We start from the raw sequence: 15,380 nt of genomic DNA, 5'->3' as shown, positions 1-15,380 counted from the left end.
CATAGACATCGAATCTGCAGGGATTGAGAGGGTCTTGAGTCACCTCAAAGATCAGGCAGTCTTTTTCCGCACGAGTTAAACGAATATGGGCATCAAGCTCGCTCTTGACTATCGCAAGCTCGGAGAGAGGCACAATAATAAATCCCTGTAAAATCACTTTGCCCATATTTTATCCCTGAGTTGTGGATATTTATAATAATTGAAAATTGGCTTTCGGCATGTTAACGAGATAATATACCTCACAATATTTTTATTAAATGCAAAGATTGCCTGAGTCGTAAATACTATATAAATATGTAACTAATGTTTGTTGGTTATATGTTTAATTATCATGGATTTAAACGATTCGGCACAAATGAATTAATTTCATGGTTCTAAAATGAATACTTTAATTCGGTTTTACATGTGGAAAACATCTCATTTTAGTTCAGACTTAATATCCATCCATGCTTTTTCAAGCACCTTTTGTGATTGTTCTTCAAGTGCAATACGATAGACATTTAAATCTTTAGTTGTACCGTCTTTTTTTACTGATTCAGAATACACATCTTTAATTAAAGATTTTATTATCTTAGAGTATTCTTTATTGGGGTCAAGCATTAGATGTATCTTTGTTCTGACAGAAATTAATTGGGAGTGATATTGATAAAACGATTCATTGTTTTGAAAATCATCATCCAAATTTTTCCTAACGGCAATCATTGCAGCTATGCTAATAAGATCAGATATGTTTTGTCGTAACTCATTTATCCATGCCTGCCTTAATTCTGCTTTTTTTGCTAGGTTTTGAGCCTGCTGATTTTGTCGGCTTATTCGGCCGACTAAGATAGAAGTAAAAATACTACCAATACCAATTAAACCGGTAATGATAATCATTGGCCAATCAGGAGAAATAGATAATAATATTTCGTGGTCACCACTTGATAATATTATTTTTTCTGCGTCCATTACTTTCCTCATAAGCTAAAGATAGGAGCTTACATTAAGTTATCACTAATAAGTTGTATGTATTTCTAGTTTTCATTTGAGGTCGCTCATATTTTCTATTCGAAACGCTACCGCCCCCAAGTTACAGTTCCCGGTGTGCTGCTTTTAACCCATGTTCTGCGGATAACTCCCTTCTGACAGCGAATGCTCATGGTGTGGCTCCGGAAGCAGCTTTGTGCCGCGCTACCATGATACCGATTGAAGCCGGTGGTGGAAGGGTAGAGGGGCGAGAATCAGTGCCGGATCAATAAATTAAAACAACTTGGGTGGCAGAAACGACAAGGCCCCCGAGGTTGGGGGCCTTGTGGTGGGGCCATCACTGGCTAGGCTGGGTAGGGCAATGCCGATCAGGGCAAGTCCAGGGTAAAGCGGGCGCCGCCGAGGGGGGATTCATCGACCCGGATCTGGCCGCCGTAGCTGTGGACGATTTCGGTCACCACCGCCAGTCCTATGCCCTGACCGGGTGAACTGTCTGCCCGCACGCCGCGCTGGAAGATCTGCTCCGATTTGGCCGGGTCGATCCCCGGGCCATCATCTTCCACTTCGATACGCAGCCGCTCGAGATGGCGGCGCACCGTCACCTTCACTTCGCTGATGGCAAACTTGCAGGCGTTGTCGAGCAGGTTGCCCATCAGCTCCATCAGGTCGCCCTGTTCGCCGTGGAAGAGGGCGTCATCATCGAACTTGAAGTGGGTTTGCAGCTTCTTGTGGCGATAGACCTTGGTCAGGCTGGCCAGCAGTTTTTCAATCAGCGGCACCGGCTCGGTGCCCTTGCTGGCAAGGCGCTGGCGGCCGGTCACGGCCCGTCTGAGCTGATACTGGATCATCTGATCCATGGTGAGGATCTGCTCGTTGATGTTGTCGTGGATCTCCCGCCCCAGCTTCACTTCGCGGGTGGTGATCTGGATCAGCGCCAGCCGGGTTTTCAGGCTGTGGGCGAGATCGTTGAGGGCGTGCTGGTAGCGCTGGGTCTGCTGGCGTTCGTTCTCCAGCAACTGGTTGATGGAGTCGGTCAGCGGGGCCAGCTCCCGCTCAAAATCGCTCGAGAGGTCATCGCGCTTGCCGGCCCGGATATCGTCGATCTGACGGGCGATGGTGCGCAGTGAGCTGAGGCTCCAGAAGGTGGTGAGCAGCAGCAGCCCGGCCAGCAGCATATAGGCGAGCAGTGCCTGTTTGGCGGTCTGGTAGAGATAGGTGCGGGACTCTTCGTGATAGCGTTTGGCCGAGTCGATCATCACCACGTAGTAGGCGGTGGTGCCGCTGCCGGGATTGCGGATAAACCGCAGGCTGTAGACGAAGTAGCTCTCGCCGTTCTTGATGGTGTGCTTCTTGAAGAAGTAGTCGAGATCCATCCCCCCCAGATACTTCATCAGATCGCCGCAGATGGTCTGTTTGGCCTTGATCACCTCTGGCATATGGAGGCTCGACCAGACCAGATCGCCATCGGCGCGGCAGATCAGGGTATCGAGGTTGCGATCCCCCGCACCACGGGATATCCGCCCCAGCTCGACGTTCGACCCCTTGTCATCCGGCTCGGTGGAGGAAAACAGCTTGGCCAGGTTCTCCTGCATCCGGGCGCTGGCCTTCTGGGTCTGCTCCTCGACGTGGCCAAGATAGAGGGCGTAGACGGCAAACCCCATGATCAGCGCGATGACCAGCAGCGAGCTGAGCAGCAGTTTGATGTGCAGTGAGCTGCGGATCATCTTGATGGGACGCGGCAGATGAAACTGCATCAGTTACAGGAGAGGTTGAAGATATAACCCTGACGCCGGATGGTGGAGATGGGTTGAATCGTCCCCTCCGGATCCAGCTTCTTGCGCAGGCGGCTCACCATCACCTCGATGGTGTTGGGGTCCCCTTCGCCGTCGCCGTAGAGCTGGTCGAGCAGTTGCTGCTTGGAGACCACCTGACGGGCGTTGCGCATCAGGTACTCCAGAATGAGGTATTCAAAGCTGGTGAGCACCGCCACTTCACCGGCGATGGTCAGCTCCTTGCGGGAGAGATCCAGCTCGTAATCACCGGCCTTCACCTTCGGCGAGATAAAACCGGCGCTGCGGCGCACCAGCGCATTGAGTCGGGCCAGCAGCTCATCTTTCTGGAACGGTTTGACCAGATAGTCATCAGCACCTGCTTCCAGTCCTTCGACCTTGTCCTGCCAGTTGCCACGGGCGGTCAGCACAATGATGGGGAAGGGGATCTGCCGTTCACGCAGTTGCCGGATCAGTTGCAGGCCGTCCATATCGGGCAGACCGAGGTCGATGATGGCCACATCAATGGGATAGTCGGCGGCGTAGTGCAGTGCAATCCCGGCCTGGTCGGTGCTGTAGACCTGATTGTCGGCTTCGGTCAGCAGAGAGGAGAGGTGGTGATTGAGCAGCTTGTCGTCTTCGACCAACAGAATTTTCATGATGTGAGCGGTCATAGGGATCCAGGCTGTCAATTAGAAAGTGTATGTCGCTTCGAGTCAATTCGAATCCTAATGCATCCCGGCTGTATCGGGACTGAATCAGCGGGACTTCAGAGTTCGCACCAACTGGTCGTTTAACCATGGTCCGGGTTGTCGATGGCATGCTGGTCGGCAGCCATGCTGCGAAAGGTTTGATGTGATGAGAGAGATGGCCGGGAGGCTGCTGGCGCGACTGCAACAGCGTGAGCGCAGCGACCTCCTCTATATTGTCTGGCTCTGCTGGGGGGCAGCCTTGCTGCTCTACGTGCTGGGGTCGCCCTGTTTTCTGTGGCCAGTGGCGCCGATGCCGCTGGTTCTGCTTGTGTGGTTGGTGGAGAGAGTACGGATGTTTGGAAGAAACAAAGGTGGTGCGGCTACTGCGTCGGCCGGGGCCACTGTGATTGCAGCCGGTGCCCGCTTCAAGGGCGAGTTGCAGGTGGAGGGGGATCTGGAGGTGCGCGGTCAGGTCAATGGCACCATCCAGCTCATCGGTGGTGTGCTGCGCATCATGCAGGGGGGGAGCGTTGAGGGGGAGGTAAGTGCGCCCCACGTGATCATCAATGGTCTGCTGGAAGGCACCTGTACCTCCGCCGAGGTGGAGATCCTGGAGAGCGGCAAGATGCAGGGGATCTTCAAGGGGGGCTGTCTCTCCATCTGCAAAGGCGGCAACTTTGTTGGCCAGTCCCAGCCCTCCGTGGCCGGCAAGGCCGATCCCGTGTTGCAAGCCTTGTCTGAAAACAGTTCGTCCGGGAGCAAGCAGCCGGAGAACAAGAGCAATGTGAAAAAGCTGCCGCACGAGCCGAAAGGCAAGCCGACCGAGGAGCTGGCCAAGCAGGCGTGATGCTCTTTGCCAGCGTGCTGTTCAGGAAATGCAGAGGGGGCCACAATGGCCCCCTCTGCATTTCCCCGTTACCCGTTAGCTGCGGCGCGGCGGCAGCATATTGGTGAGGGTGTTGTCTTTGAGAATATGGTGGTGATAGAGGGCCGCCACCGTGTGCAGGCCGATCAGGGCGTAACCGATATTGCCCAGCGTCTCGTGCACCTCCTTGATCAGTCCCTTGAGATCCGGACTTGGGGAAAGCAGGGCAGGCAGCTCAAGCCCGAAGAAGGGGATGGGCTTGCCCGCGGCGCTCAGCAGCAGCCAGCCAAACAGCGGGGTGAGAATAAGAAAACCGTAGAGGGCGAGGTGGGCCAGTTTTGCCAGTTTGTGCATGACTGGGGAGAGCTCGGGCACGATACGGGGCGTCGGGCTCATCCAGCGCAGGGCCAGTCTGACAAAGACCAGGGCGAAGATAAGCAGCCCCAGCATAAAGTGCCACTCCTTCATCAGATCCCGGCCAGGGTCCCCTTTGGGGAAAATATCGCGAAATTCGATCAGGGCGTAGACGGCGATCATGGCCCACAGGGTCAGCCAGTGCAGCCCGATATTCAGGGTGCCATAACGTTGTTCACTGTTCATCAGCATAGGTTTGTTCCTTCGAAGTGCTGTCACATCCGTGTGGTATCCCCGTACTCAAACGTGTCGGGGCGAGGCCAGATCCTTTGGCGGCAACAGGCTGGCTGCCATGCTTGCCATCAACCGGCAGCCTGCGGCTGACCTCAGTCAGAGAGGAGATGCCCTCTGCTGTCTGCATGGTATCACTGGCAACCGGGGGGATAGTCTGATCAATGCCACACAATTTACAGGCTCATTAAGCCCCTTGTGACGTGAAGAAGGCGTGAAATAGCATCAGTGATGTCGGCCCGCCCAGGTTCAGGCGGGCTCGATGGCCAGCACCACGCAATCCGGCTCGCTGATGCGAAAACGGACATTGCAGTCAAACAGCCGCACCCCGTACTCCTTCTCATCGGGCTTGCCCTTCTTGTAGGCGGGGCGCGGATCTTGTGCCAGCACTTCGCTCACCAGCTGGCGCAGTTCGGGATGGGCCTTGAGCCAAGGTTGCAACTGCTGCTCGGCCTCAACACTGAAGCTCACCGCCAGCGGCGGGGTGGGGGCGTCGGGGGCAAAGCCGCCACGGGCATCCGGCAGGCTGTCGGCATAGGGAATATAGGGTTTGATATCGACGATGGGGGTGCCATCGAGCAGATCCACCGCCCCCAGCTCCAGCCACAGCTTGCCCCGCTCGCGACCGACCCCGTGCAGCTCGACCACCGAGAGCCCTAGCGGATTGGGGCGGAAGGTGGAGCGAGTGGCAAAGACGCCGACCCGCTCGTTGCCGCCAAGGCGCGGCGGACGCACCGTCGGATGCCAGCCCTGCGCCATGGTCTGGTGAAAGACGAAGCTGAGCCACAGATGGGAGAACTGCTCGATGCCGCGCAGCACATCCGGCTGATCGTAAGGGGGGAGCAGCTCGAGGCGGGCGCGGGCCGATTTGACCAGTCCGGGCTGGCGGGGGATGGCGAACTTCTCCTTGTAGGGAGAGCGAATGATCCCGAGGGTGTCGATTTCGAACTTCATGGCGGATCCTGACTGAAAACCCCGGCAATTTAGCACAGGCGGCCCCAAAACGCAGGCTTGGCCTCAATACGCCCTTTTTTGCGGCGCTGCCGTGATCCCTGTCCCATCCCGGCCAGTCGGGGGCTGTGCCATACCGTCAAGTTGCGTAGGGTGGAGGCAACTGGCGTGTCAGGATGAAATGTGCGCACTCGCGCCGAAGGGGGAGGGAGAGGGATGAAACTGCTGATTATCGGTGGCACCGGCTTTTTGGGGCGCCACCTCACCGCGCTGGCACTGGATTGGGGCCATGAAGTGACCCTGTTCAACCGTGGCCTGCACCAGCATCCGGACTGGCGCGATCTGGTGCAGCTCACCGGCGACAGGGACAAGACCCTGAGCCCCCTGCAAGGGGCCGGGTTGCAGTGGGATCTCGTCATCGATACCTGCTGCTATCGCCCCGAGCAGGCGGCGAGCCTCTCGGCGGCCTTGCTCGAGTGCTGCGCACGGCTGATCTTTATCTCCACCATCAGCGTATATCGCGATTTCTCAATGCCCGGGATGGATGAATCTGCGCCGCTGCACCTTATCCCCGAAGGCGAAATGCCCACTGACTATGGCCCGCTCAAGGTGTTGTGCGAGCAGGAGTATCGCGCCCGCTGGGACGAGCGGCTTTGCATCCTGCGCCCGGGCGTGCTGTGCGGTCCCCATGATCCTACCGGGCGCATGGCCTGGTGGATTAAGCGGGTGCAGCAGGGCGGGCCCTGGTTGCTGCCGGGCAGTGGCGAGGATCGCTTGCAGTATCTCGATGTGCGCGACTGCGCCGAGTTTGTGTTGCGCGCGGCCGAGCAGCAGTTGGGGGGCACATTCAACTTGCTCAAATCCGGTATTACCTTGAGTGACTGGCTGGAGCGGCTGAGCGCCCGGTTGCAGCCAGCCCGCCCCATCCAGCCCGAGTGGTTGCCCTGGTCGACCCTGATGGCGGCTGGAATCGAACCCTGGCAGAGCTATCCCACCCTGCTGCCCTGCGCGCAGGTGGAATTTGCCGGTTACGGCTCTATAAGCGCCGAGGCGGCCATCGTTAAGGGATTGAACTTTCGGCCGCTGGAGGAGACCGCCGCCGACCTTGCCCACTGGCTGGCCATCGAGCCTGCCGTCGGGGGGGCGGAACATGCCATGACTCAGGCCGAGGAGACTTCGCTACGGCAGCAGTTGCTGGAGCCCAGTCTGCATTAGGAGGGGGGGCATCGAGCCGCTGCTGCGGAAAATTGCTGCGATAGCGCGAACACAACGAGAGAGGGCATCCCGCGGGATGCCCTCTCTGTCTATTCATACCTGATGGCTACTGAAGATCGGCTGACGCGATTCCCCATCCCATCGTTGTCGCTCGCCGAGTTAGCGGATGGCGGCGCCTGCGGCTACCAGCAGCTCTTTCAAGATGACGCGATGGCAGCGGGACTCCTGCTCGCAGTAGCAACCGACCGAGAGGTTGGTGGTATGAGAGAGGGCGGCCAGCAGCGCCAGATCGTGCCTGGCGGCAGGTTGCGCCATCTCGGCCTTGTACTGTTTGCCAAACGCTGCCCACTGGGCGGGTGTCTCGGCTGCCTGCCCCAGCTTCATGGTCTCGCTGCTGGGGGCCAGGTTGGGAAACCAGACATCGTACCAATGCTGGCTGGCAAATTCGCTCTTGGGTACGCCGCGGGGCGGGCGGCGCACCGTGCCGATCCGCAGCCCCTCATCGGGCAGGCGCGGGCTGCCAAGGCGAACGATAGCGAGGGCCATGACAGCGGGTTACTTCTCTTCGGCCACTTTCAGCGCCTGCCCGTAGCAGATCACCTGTTTCAGGCAGCCCGGGGTGTCGCTTAATTCGGCGCACTTGTCGATGGTGACCCCGTTGCCACCCATGTCGGCGGCACGGCGGCGGGCCAGGGTGCGCGCTTCACCTGCGTTGGGCACCGGCTGGTTGGCATCGGCCTGGCAGGATTCACCCTCGATGGTGCCGAGGTAGAGGTAGTTGAGGTCAGCCAGCTCATCCTGTTCATAGATGCGCACGCTACCGGGTTTGAAGTATTCGTCAAAGTTCTCTTTATCCAGATTGCTGTTGAAGGCGTAGTTGGCACAGCCGGAGGCAATCAGGGGCATCATCAGGATCAGGCGTTTCATCGTCTCGTATCTTGTGTCGGTGATGAGGACAGTAGAAATGCGCAGGCGCTCCATGTCGGCATCTTGTTGAATAATGAGGGGGACATTATAGGGGCCAGCCGCCTGCGGCGACCAGCCCCGTTTTGCGCCCGGTTGTCAGGGTGTGACCCCTATCAGCCCTGATATCAGCCTGATATCAAACCGGAGCCAGCCTCTGATAGAGGCTGCGGTAGTAATCATCCCCCAGCAGCTCGTCATGAGGGGCGCAGAGGCGGATCTGTCCCTCTTCCATCAGGGCAATCCGGTCCATCTGCTCCATCCCCAGCAAGCGGTGGGAGATGAGCAGCAAGGTGCGATCTGCCCCGAGCCGGAACAGCAGATCCATGATCTCCCGCTCGGTCTGACTGTCGAGCCCTTCGGTCGGCTCGTCCAGCAGCCAGAGCGGCGCATCGTGCAGCAGGGCGCGGGCGATGCCGATACGGCGACGCTCACCACCGGAGAGGGGGCGGCCGCCGTCACCGAGCCAGGCGTCGAGGCCCGCCTCATCTTCCAATAGATTGGCCAGCCCGACCTGGGTCAGTACCGCAATCAGCTGCTCGTCAGAGGCGGTCGGGGCGGCCAGTTTGAGGTTGCCCCGCAGGGTATCGGCAAACAGATGCACCCGCTGGCTCACCACCGAGATGGAGGCGCGCAGCGCCCCTTCGCTGTAGTCGGTGAGCGGCTTGCCATCGAGCAGGATCTTGCCAGCCTGCGGGCTCCACTCCCGGGTCAGCAGCCCCATCAGGGTCGATTTACCGCAGCCGGTCTGGCCCAGCAGCGCCAGCTTCTCACCGGCGTGCAGTTGCAGGGTGCAGCCACGCAGCACCGGCTGAGGGTTGCCGGGGTAGCCAAAATAGAGGTCATTGATCTGCAGCGCACCAGCGGTGGCGTGGGTCTGTTCGTCGCCCCACACGGGGGCTTTTGCCTCTTGCAGGATCTCGTTCAGGCGGCGTGCCGAGGTGAGGCTGGTGGAGAGGTGCTGGAAAGCCCCCGCCAGCGGCATCAGTGCCTCGAAGCTTGCCAGGGTGGCAAAGACCATCAGCGCGGTGATGGGGTCGGGCGCAGCACCCGCTACCCCATGACCGGCCAGCCAGAGCATCAGGGTCAGGGTCCAGCCGCTCAGCAGTTGCACCGAGAAGTTGGCCAGCCCGCTCACCTTGGCCATCCGGGCCTGCGCGACGAGCAGCGCCTGTTCGGCTTGTTGCAGCTCAACCAGCGCCTTGGGGGCGGCGGCAAACATCTGCAACTCGGCCTGACCATCCAGATAGTCCACCATCCGGGTGCGCAGGGTAGATTTTTCGGCAATCAGCGCCTGACCGGGGCGACGGCCGAGGAAGTAGAACACCAGCGGCAGGGCAATCATGCCAAACAGCAGAATGGCACCCAGGGTGAGGGCGAGGCGACTGTCGAAAAACGACAGGAAGAAGACCAGTCCGGCGGTGCTGAGCAGGGCCGCGCCTATGGGGGTGATCAGCCGCAGATAGACGTGGTCCATCGCATCGATGTCGGCCACCAGCCGGTTGAGCAGATCGGCCTGGCGAAAACCGGCCAGAGTACCGGTGGAGAGCGGCGAGAGTTTCTGCCAGAACCAGACCCGCAGTCGGGTCAATACCCGGAAGGTGGCGTCGTGGCTCACGACCCGCTCACCCCAACGACCGGCGGTACGGACGATGGAGAAGAAGCGCACCCCGCCCGCAGGGGTCATGTAGTTAAAGGCATGGGTCGTCGCAACTGTCATCCCTGCCACGGCGGCGGCGGAGAGGAACCAGCCGGAGAGGGAGAGCAGCCCCATGCCGGCGGCCAGGGTCACTAGCGCCAGCAGCAAACCAATGGTGAGGCTGAGCCAGTGTTGGCGATAGAGACGCAGAAACGGCAACAGATCACTCATCGAGAGAACCTCCGGAACGTTGGGAGAGCAGGCGGGCAAAATGCCCCTGCCCAGAACTAAGTTGCTGGAAGCTGCCTTGCTCCACCAGCTGGCCGTGGGCCAGCACCATTATCTTGTCCATCTTGGTAAGCTGGTCGAGGCGGTGGGTGATCATCAGCAGGGTCTGGCCAGCCATCGCCTGCTCGAGGGTGGTCATGATGGCGCGCTCGGAGTGGCGATCCAGACTGGCGGTCGGCTCATCGAGCACCATCAGCTGGGTCGATTTGAGCAGGGTTCGCGCCAGGGCAAGACGCTGAGCCTGACCGACAGAGAGGCCGCCGGCCTGATCGCCGACCGGATAGTCGAGCCCCTTCTCCATGGCAAATTCCCACGCCTGCGCCCGTTTCAGGGCATCTTCCAGCTCGGCATCGCTGGCCGTTGGTTTGGCCAGCAGCAGGTTGTCGCGCAAGGAGGCGTGGAACAGCTGCGGGTTTTGCGAGAGCCAGCCCAGTTGCAAGCGCCACTGGCTCATGTCGAGGGTGGCAAGCTCCTGCCCGTTGACCTTGAGCTCACCACGATAGGGGGCAAAGCCGAGCAGGGCGTTGACCAGCGAGCTCTTGCCTGCGCCGCTGACGCCGATGAGGGCGGTACGTGAACCGGCTTCCAAAGTGAAGTCGATGGGGCCGACCAGCACCTTGCCCTCGGCGCTCAGCACTTCAAGTCCTTTGGCTTCTACCTTGACCGGGCTGTCGGCATGGAACGGCGCCGTGCCTGCGGCCGGTTCGCTCACCTCGGCTTCGAGGAATTCAAGTAACTGCTCGGCAGCGCCGATGGCCTGCGCCTTGGCGTGGTAGTGGGCACCCAGTTCCCGCAGCGGGGCGTAGAACTCGGGGGCGAGAAACAGCACGAACAGGCCGGTAAAGAGGGTGACCTTTACCCCATAGCTACCAAAGTTCAGATGGTCGATATAAGAGAAGCCGAAGTAGACGGCAACCAGCGCTACCGAGATGGCGGCGAAGAACTCCAGCACGGCGGTGCTCAAAAACGCCAGGCGCAGCACTTCCATGGTGCGCTCGCGAAAATCTTCCGAGGCATCGCGAATGGCGTCACCTTCTGCCTGGGTACGCATAAAGAGTTGCAGGGTGCGCAGCCCCTTCAGCCGATCGAGGAAGTGGCCGGAGAGACGGGCCAGCGCCTGAAAGTTGCGGCGGTTGGCATCGGCGGCGCCCACACCTACCAGGATCATAAAGATAGGGATGAGGGGCGCAGTGCCCAGCAGGATCAGGCCCGCCGCCCAGTTGACCGGGAACACGGCCACCAGAATGACCACCGGAATAAAGACGGCGATGGCCATCTGCGGCAGATAACGGGAGAAGAAATCCTGCATGTTTTCAATCTGTTCCAGCAACAGGCTGGCCCAGCTACCGGCCGGACGGCGCTGGATATAGGCAGGGCCGAGACGACTCAAGCGAGTGAGTACCAGCTGGCGGATGGTTTGGCGCACCGCGCTGCCCGCCTTGAAACTGGCCACTTCGCGGCCATAGGCCAGAGCGGCCTTGCCAAGCGTCACCAGCAGCAGGGTAAGAAAGAACGTGATGGATTGCTCGGGCGTTGAGCCTTCGATGATGAAGCCGTGCAACAGGGTCGCCAGCAGCCAGGCTTGCGCCACCATCAGAATGCCCTGGCCAAGGCCAAAAGCGATGGATATCGTGATCCAGCGGCGACCGTGACTCGATTGCTTGCGCAACCAGCCATAGAGACGTTTTTGCGTTTTTTTATCCATTACCACCATCCTCGCGTCGAGTGGCGCAAGACTATCCTTGCCGTTTGGCCTTGGCAACCTTGTAAATTATCTGTGTTGAAAATGTTTGATTGAAAAAGCAACCGTCTGTTCAATCCTTGTCCGAACAGATTGATTTATTGAAAAAAGTGGCAAAGGCGCCATTGCGCTCGGCGGCAAAATGCATATAGTAGGAGCCCTGACGCGGGTGTAGTTCAATGGTAGAACGGTAGCTTCCCAAGCTGCATACGTGGGTTCGATTCCCATCACCCGCTCCAAATTTCAGATGCCAGGCGGGCATCGTATAATGGCTATTACCTCAGCCTTCCAAGCTGATGATGCGGGTTCGATTCCCGCTGCCCGCTCCAGCTTCAAAACAAAAAGCCCACTCCTGAGAGTGGGCTTTTTGTTTTTCATCTGTCGTGTGCGGCGTTCGACGTCACGCTCACGGTTTCTCAGCTTTTAAGGCAAACCGCAGAGACAGAAAAGGCGCCCAAGGCGCCTTTTCAGATCAACAGCGTTGCGGGAGCTTATTCCTGCTCCAGCTCACCACAGAAACGGTAGCCTTCGCCGTGGATGGTGGCGATGATCTCCGGAGTATCGTTGACGCTTTCGAAGTGCTTGCGAATGCGACGGATGGTCACATCGACGGTACGGTCGTGGGGCTTGAGCTCACGGCCGGTCATCTTCTTCAGCAGTTCGGCACGGGTCTGGATCTGGCCCGGGTTTTCGCAGAAGTGCAGCATGGCGCGGAACTCGGAGCGCGGCAGCTTGAACATGTCGCCAGTCGGGCTGACCAGTGCGCGGCTGTTGATATCCAGCGCCCAGCCATTGAACAGGTAGCGCTCAACCAGCTTCTTCTCTTCGCCACCGGCAGCCACGTTCATGGTGCGGCTCAGCAGGTTGCGGGCACGGATGGTCAGCTCGCGCGGGTTGAAGGGCTTGGTGATGTAATCATCGGCGCCGATCTCCAGACCCAGGATCTTGTCCACTTCGTTGTCACGACCGGTCAGGAACATCAGGGCGATGTTGTCGTTCTCACGCAGCTCACGGGCCAGCAGCAGGCCGTTCTTGCCCGGCAGGTTGATGTCCATGATCACCAGATTGATGGTGTGGGAAGTGAGGGCCTGGTGCATTTCGTCGCCGTTGTTGGCTTCGAGCACGATGTAGCCTTCGGCTTCAAAAATGCTTTTCAGGGTATTGCGTGTGACCAGCTCGTCTTCGACGATCAGAATGTGTGGTGTTTGCATGAGTATTCCCAGATTCTTATCAGTTAATTATCTTAAATTTAACACTCTTTGGCGTTTCAAACCGATTTCCTGACTGATCCTGAAAATTTATTACGTCATCCTGGGTATGAGAGTCAGGTCGGAATATCGCGAATTAGGCATCAGTACCGGCAAGTATCCCTGTGCCACTTATAGGTTCCCGACAAGTCTGGTCGAGCAGAGCCTGGAAAGGTCGTCCATTACGAAAGTGGCCGCATTTTATCAGTTAACAGGAGCATAACAACACTCTTTGCCGTCAGATAGCAACTTTTTAACTCTGATTTGATATAGGTCAAACCCTGGTACAGCAGCATCATACTTGGCCTGAACCGGGTTTTCGCCCCTACAAAATGTAATGGAATGTAACATGTGATTGACATGAATTTGTGGGAAAACTACAAGAAAATCTGCTTTATCGCGCCATTTGAGCCACCAGACTGGTCTGCCTTTGCCATCATCACAGCCTGGAATCCGGCCAGTCAGTGGGTCACAGAACGACGCAATATGCGGCGGGAACGGGCGCTGTGGCGCCATCTGACAGTGGATTTGCAGGTGCCCGTGGTGGGGCCGTTTTGGGGATCAGACCCGGACGAACGCTGGCAGGAGTCATCGCTGGCGGTGGCGCTATCCCTGCCACAAGCCCGTCAGCTGGCTGCGCGTTTTGGCCAGAACGCCATCTACTGGGTGGAGGATGGCCAGCTCTGGCTGACACCAGTATTGATGGATAAATCAGCAGTTTGTCTGGACAATATTGAGTCCTTCTGGATTGCCAGAAACCTTGCCTGATGAAAGAATGAACACCTTCATGCATCTGAAAGGAATCAAATCATGCTGGATCTCCTGCCCGACCTCTGCGATCAACATGGCGACTTGCTGCAAGTGGCCGACCCGGTGTTTCAGGATTTTGGCGGCAAGGCCATCTTCTATGGTCGCGCCGTAACGCTCTCCTGTTATGAAGACAACAGTCTGGTGCGGGATCTGGTGACCCGCCCCGGTCACGGCAAGGTGATGGTGATCGACGGCGGCGGTTCGCTGCGCCGTGCGCTGCTTGGCGATCAACTGGCGGTCAAGGCGGTGGAGCAGGGGTGGGAGGGTATCCTGATCCACGGCGCGGCGCGGGATGTGGGCACCCTGGCTACATTGGCACTCGGGGTCAAGGCGTTGGCGGCCTGTCCGGTCAAGACCGAGAAGCGGGGATTGGGAGAGCTGGGGGCCGTGGTCAGTTTTGCCGGGGTGACCATCCACGAAGGGGATTACGTCTATGCGGATCGCAACGGCGTGGTGGTGAGTGCCACGCCGCTGATCTGATTCAGAAGTTGAAACCGACCCCCAGGCTCAGTGCCTGATCGGCAGTGATGGCGCTGACGCCGTAGTTGGCGGTGAGGGAGAGTCTGGGGGTCAGCAGCAGGCTGGAGTTGAGCTCCAGCAGGGTGCTGGCCTTGTTGAGATCAAGATGCTTGATCTGGCTGCCGATATTGAATGCTGGAGAGAGTTGGTAGCGTATCCCCGAACTCATATTGAAACCGGATGTGCGATTCTGGTCCGCCACCGCCGGGCCCGCTTCCATAAAGAGGGCCACATCATCCACCACCGGATACTGATAGCCGCTATTGACCAGCCAGAGATCAAAACTGTCGCTGTGATGGCTATGGCCATTGAGCAACACACCCGAGTAACTTTTGACATAGAGAGACGGGTTGGATTGCGGCTGAACCACTGCCCAGTCGGCGGCCTGTGCGGCCATGCTGGCGCAGGTTGCAAGCAGTGTGATGATGAGTGATTTGACCATTCGTTTCCCCTCCCTGGGTCCGGAACTGAGCCTAAGCATGGCACATGCCAGCTGGTAGTAAAGTGAAGGGAGATCACAATAAAATCCTTTGGCATGGGCGTCAGCCATGTTAAACAGGCTGCCGTATTGATGGCTCTAATCATTAAGAGGTGAATCCATGAACAAGAAACTGACTCTGCTGGCCGCGCTGGCACTGGGAGGCTGCGCTATGGCAACAGGTTCCAGCATGGCTCAACTGCAAGCATCCAGCTGGCAGCTGCAAGGCGCCACCGGCGATACCTTCACCCTGCAAGTGGTCGACGGCAAGGTGGCGGGCAAGGGCGGCTGCAACCGTTATTTTGGCGGTATCACCAAGCAGGGTGACGGTGTCTTGACGCTGGGCGCCATGGGCTCCACTCGCATGATGTGCATCGGCGACGCCATGAACAAAGAGACCGAGTTCCTGCAAAAGCTGGAGAAGGTGGCAACCTACTCCATCAACGGCAACCAGCTGACTCTGAGCGATGCCAACAAGGCGGCCCTGCTCACCTTTAACGCAGTGCCTGCTACCAAATAAGGCACGCGTTCGTCTGATTGCCCCGACAGCGCTGACTGTGCTGGCGGGTCAAACGCTCTGATACGCCCTCCC

At 58.3% G+C, this 15,380-nt stretch carries 16 protein-coding genes and 2 tRNA genes; 7 read left to right on the top strand and 11 right to left on the bottom strand.

The window, feature by feature from the left end; translation table 11 throughout:
* Nucleotides 1-417: 417 nt before the first annotated feature.
* The 3 genes from ACB040_RS13185 to ACB040_RS13175 form a co-directional block, all read right to left on the bottom strand.
* Nucleotides 418-948: a hypothetical protein gene (locus ACB040_RS13185; protein ID WP_236290036.1), complete on the bottom strand. Its 531-nt coding sequence runs from the start codon at nt 946-948 to the stop codon at nt 418-420.
* Between the two features lie 386 nt (nt 949-1,334).
* Entirely contained in the window at nt 1,335-2,720 is a 1,386-nt protein-coding gene (locus tag ACB040_RS13180; protein ID WP_005338217.1) for an ATP-binding protein, read from the bottom strand.
* On the bottom strand, nt 2,720-3,394 hold the full coding sequence (locus ACB040_RS13175) for a response regulator transcription factor (protein WP_040066247.1): 675 nt from the start codon (nt 3,392-3,394) through the stop codon (nt 2,720-2,722). Before ACB040_RS13175 ends, ACB040_RS13180 begins: the two co-directional genes overlap by 1 nt.
* 199 nt (nt 3,395-3,593) lie before the next feature.
* Between ACB040_RS13175 and ACB040_RS13170 the strand changes: the two genes are divergently transcribed.
* Nucleotides 3,594-4,274 carry a polymer-forming cytoskeletal protein gene (locus tag ACB040_RS13170; RefSeq protein ID WP_371155125.1) on the top strand — a complete coding sequence of 227 codons (681 nt, stop codon included), beginning with the start codon at nt 3,594-3,596 and terminating at the stop codon, nt 4,272-4,274.
* 75 nt (nt 4,275-4,349) lie between these two features.
* Here ACB040_RS13170 and ACB040_RS13165 read toward each other — a convergent pair whose 3' ends face one another.
* Nucleotides 4,350-4,898 (bottom strand): cytochrome b, encoded by a 549-nt coding sequence (locus ACB040_RS13165; protein ID WP_064341216.1) that lies wholly within the window; start codon nt 4,896-4,898, stop codon nt 4,350-4,352.
* A gap of 288 nt (nt 4,899-5,186) precedes the next feature.
* On the bottom strand, nt 5,187-5,891 hold the full coding sequence (gene tsaA / locus ACB040_RS13160; protein WP_064341217.1) for a tRNA (N6-threonylcarbamoyladenosine(37)-N6)-methyltransferase TrmO: 705 nt from the start codon (nt 5,889-5,891) through the stop codon (nt 5,187-5,189).
* A gap of 213 nt (nt 5,892-6,104) precedes the next feature.
* Here tsaA and ACB040_RS13155 point away from each other — a divergent pair, with 213 nt between their 5' ends.
* A complete protein-coding gene (locus tag ACB040_RS13155) occupies nt 6,105-7,103 on the top strand; it encodes an NAD-dependent epimerase/dehydratase family protein (protein WP_064341218.1) in 999 nt (332 codons plus the stop codon).
* A 159-nt stretch (nt 7,104-7,262) separates the two neighbouring features.
* Here ACB040_RS13155 and ACB040_RS13150 read toward each other — a convergent pair whose 3' ends face one another.
* The 4 genes from ACB040_RS13150 to cydD all read right to left on the bottom strand — a co-directional run bounded on the left by ACB040_RS13150 (nt 7,263) and on the right by cydD (nt 11,698).
* Complete coding sequence (locus tag ACB040_RS13150; RefSeq protein WP_201904017.1) at nt 7,263-7,649, bottom strand: DUF488 domain-containing protein; 387 nt, start codon at nt 7,647-7,649, stop codon at nt 7,263-7,265.
* A 9-nt stretch (nt 7,650-7,658) separates the two neighbouring features.
* Nucleotides 7,659-8,030, bottom strand: coding sequence for an Rcs stress response system protein RcsF (rcsF, locus tag ACB040_RS13145; protein ID WP_371155121.1), 372 nt, complete (start codon nt 8,028-8,030; stop codon nt 7,659-7,661).
* Between the two features lie 175 nt (nt 8,031-8,205).
* Nucleotides 8,206-9,936, bottom strand: coding sequence for a cysteine/glutathione ABC transporter ATP-binding protein/permease CydC (gene cydC, locus ACB040_RS13140; RefSeq protein ID WP_371155119.1), 1,731 nt, complete (start codon nt 9,934-9,936; stop codon nt 8,206-8,208).
* On the bottom strand, nt 9,929-11,698 hold the full coding sequence (gene cydD, locus ACB040_RS13135) for a cysteine/glutathione ABC transporter permease/ATP-binding protein CydD (protein WP_371155117.1): 1,770 nt from the start codon (nt 11,696-11,698) through the stop codon (nt 9,929-9,931). The genes cydC and cydD overlap by 8 nt, the downstream gene beginning before the upstream one ends.
* Before the next feature lie 201 nt (nt 11,699-11,899).
* Between cydD and ACB040_RS13130 the strand changes: the two genes are divergently transcribed.
* Nucleotides 11,900-11,973, top strand: a tRNA-Gly gene (locus ACB040_RS13130).
* 15 nt (nt 11,974-11,988) lie between these two features.
* Nucleotides 11,989-12,063 (top strand) — tRNA-Gly (locus ACB040_RS13125).
* A 162-nt stretch (nt 12,064-12,225) separates the two neighbouring features.
* Here the strand turns inward: ACB040_RS13125 and arcA are convergent.
* A complete protein-coding gene (gene arcA, locus ACB040_RS13120) occupies nt 12,226-12,945 on the bottom strand; it encodes a two-component system response regulator ArcA (protein ID WP_005338193.1) in 720 nt (239 codons plus the stop codon).
* Nucleotides 12,946-13,341: 396 nt separating this feature from the next.
* Here arcA and ACB040_RS13115 point away from each other — a divergent pair, with 396 nt between their 5' ends.
* Entirely contained in the window at nt 13,342-13,749 is a 408-nt protein-coding gene (locus ACB040_RS13115) for a DUF3293 domain-containing protein (protein WP_371155115.1), read from the top strand.
* Nucleotides 13,750-13,791: 42 nt separating this feature from the next.
* Nucleotides 13,792-14,271 carry a putative 4-hydroxy-4-methyl-2-oxoglutarate aldolase gene (locus tag ACB040_RS13110; RefSeq protein WP_043818759.1) on the top strand — a complete coding sequence of 160 codons (480 nt, stop codon included), beginning with the start codon at nt 13,792-13,794 and terminating at the stop codon, nt 14,269-14,271.
* Between the two features lies 1 nt (nt 14,272).
* Here ACB040_RS13110 and ACB040_RS13105 read toward each other — a convergent pair whose 3' ends face one another.
* The gene (locus ACB040_RS13105) at nt 14,273-14,752 is read right to left on the bottom strand and encodes a hypothetical protein (protein ID WP_338774271.1); all 480 of its coding nucleotides are present in this window, start codon (nt 14,750-14,752) and stop codon (nt 14,273-14,275) included.
* Between the two features lie 157 nt (nt 14,753-14,909).
* On the opposite strand from ACB040_RS13105, the gene ACB040_RS13100 reads away from it, so the two are divergent.
* Complete coding sequence (locus ACB040_RS13100) at nt 14,910-15,308, top strand: META domain-containing protein (RefSeq protein WP_005338183.1); 399 nt, start codon at nt 14,910-14,912, stop codon at nt 15,306-15,308.
* Nucleotides 15,309-15,380: the final 72 nt, after the last annotated feature.

The sequence above is a fragment of the Aeromonas sp. S11(2024) genome, from assembly GCF_041402345.1.
In the GTDB taxonomy this organism is placed as follows: Bacteria; Pseudomonadota; Gammaproteobacteria; order Enterobacterales; family Aeromonadaceae; genus Aeromonas; species Aeromonas veronii.
Note: the sequence above shows the minus strand (reverse complement) of the source record. Positions and strands in the feature narration are given on the sequence as shown.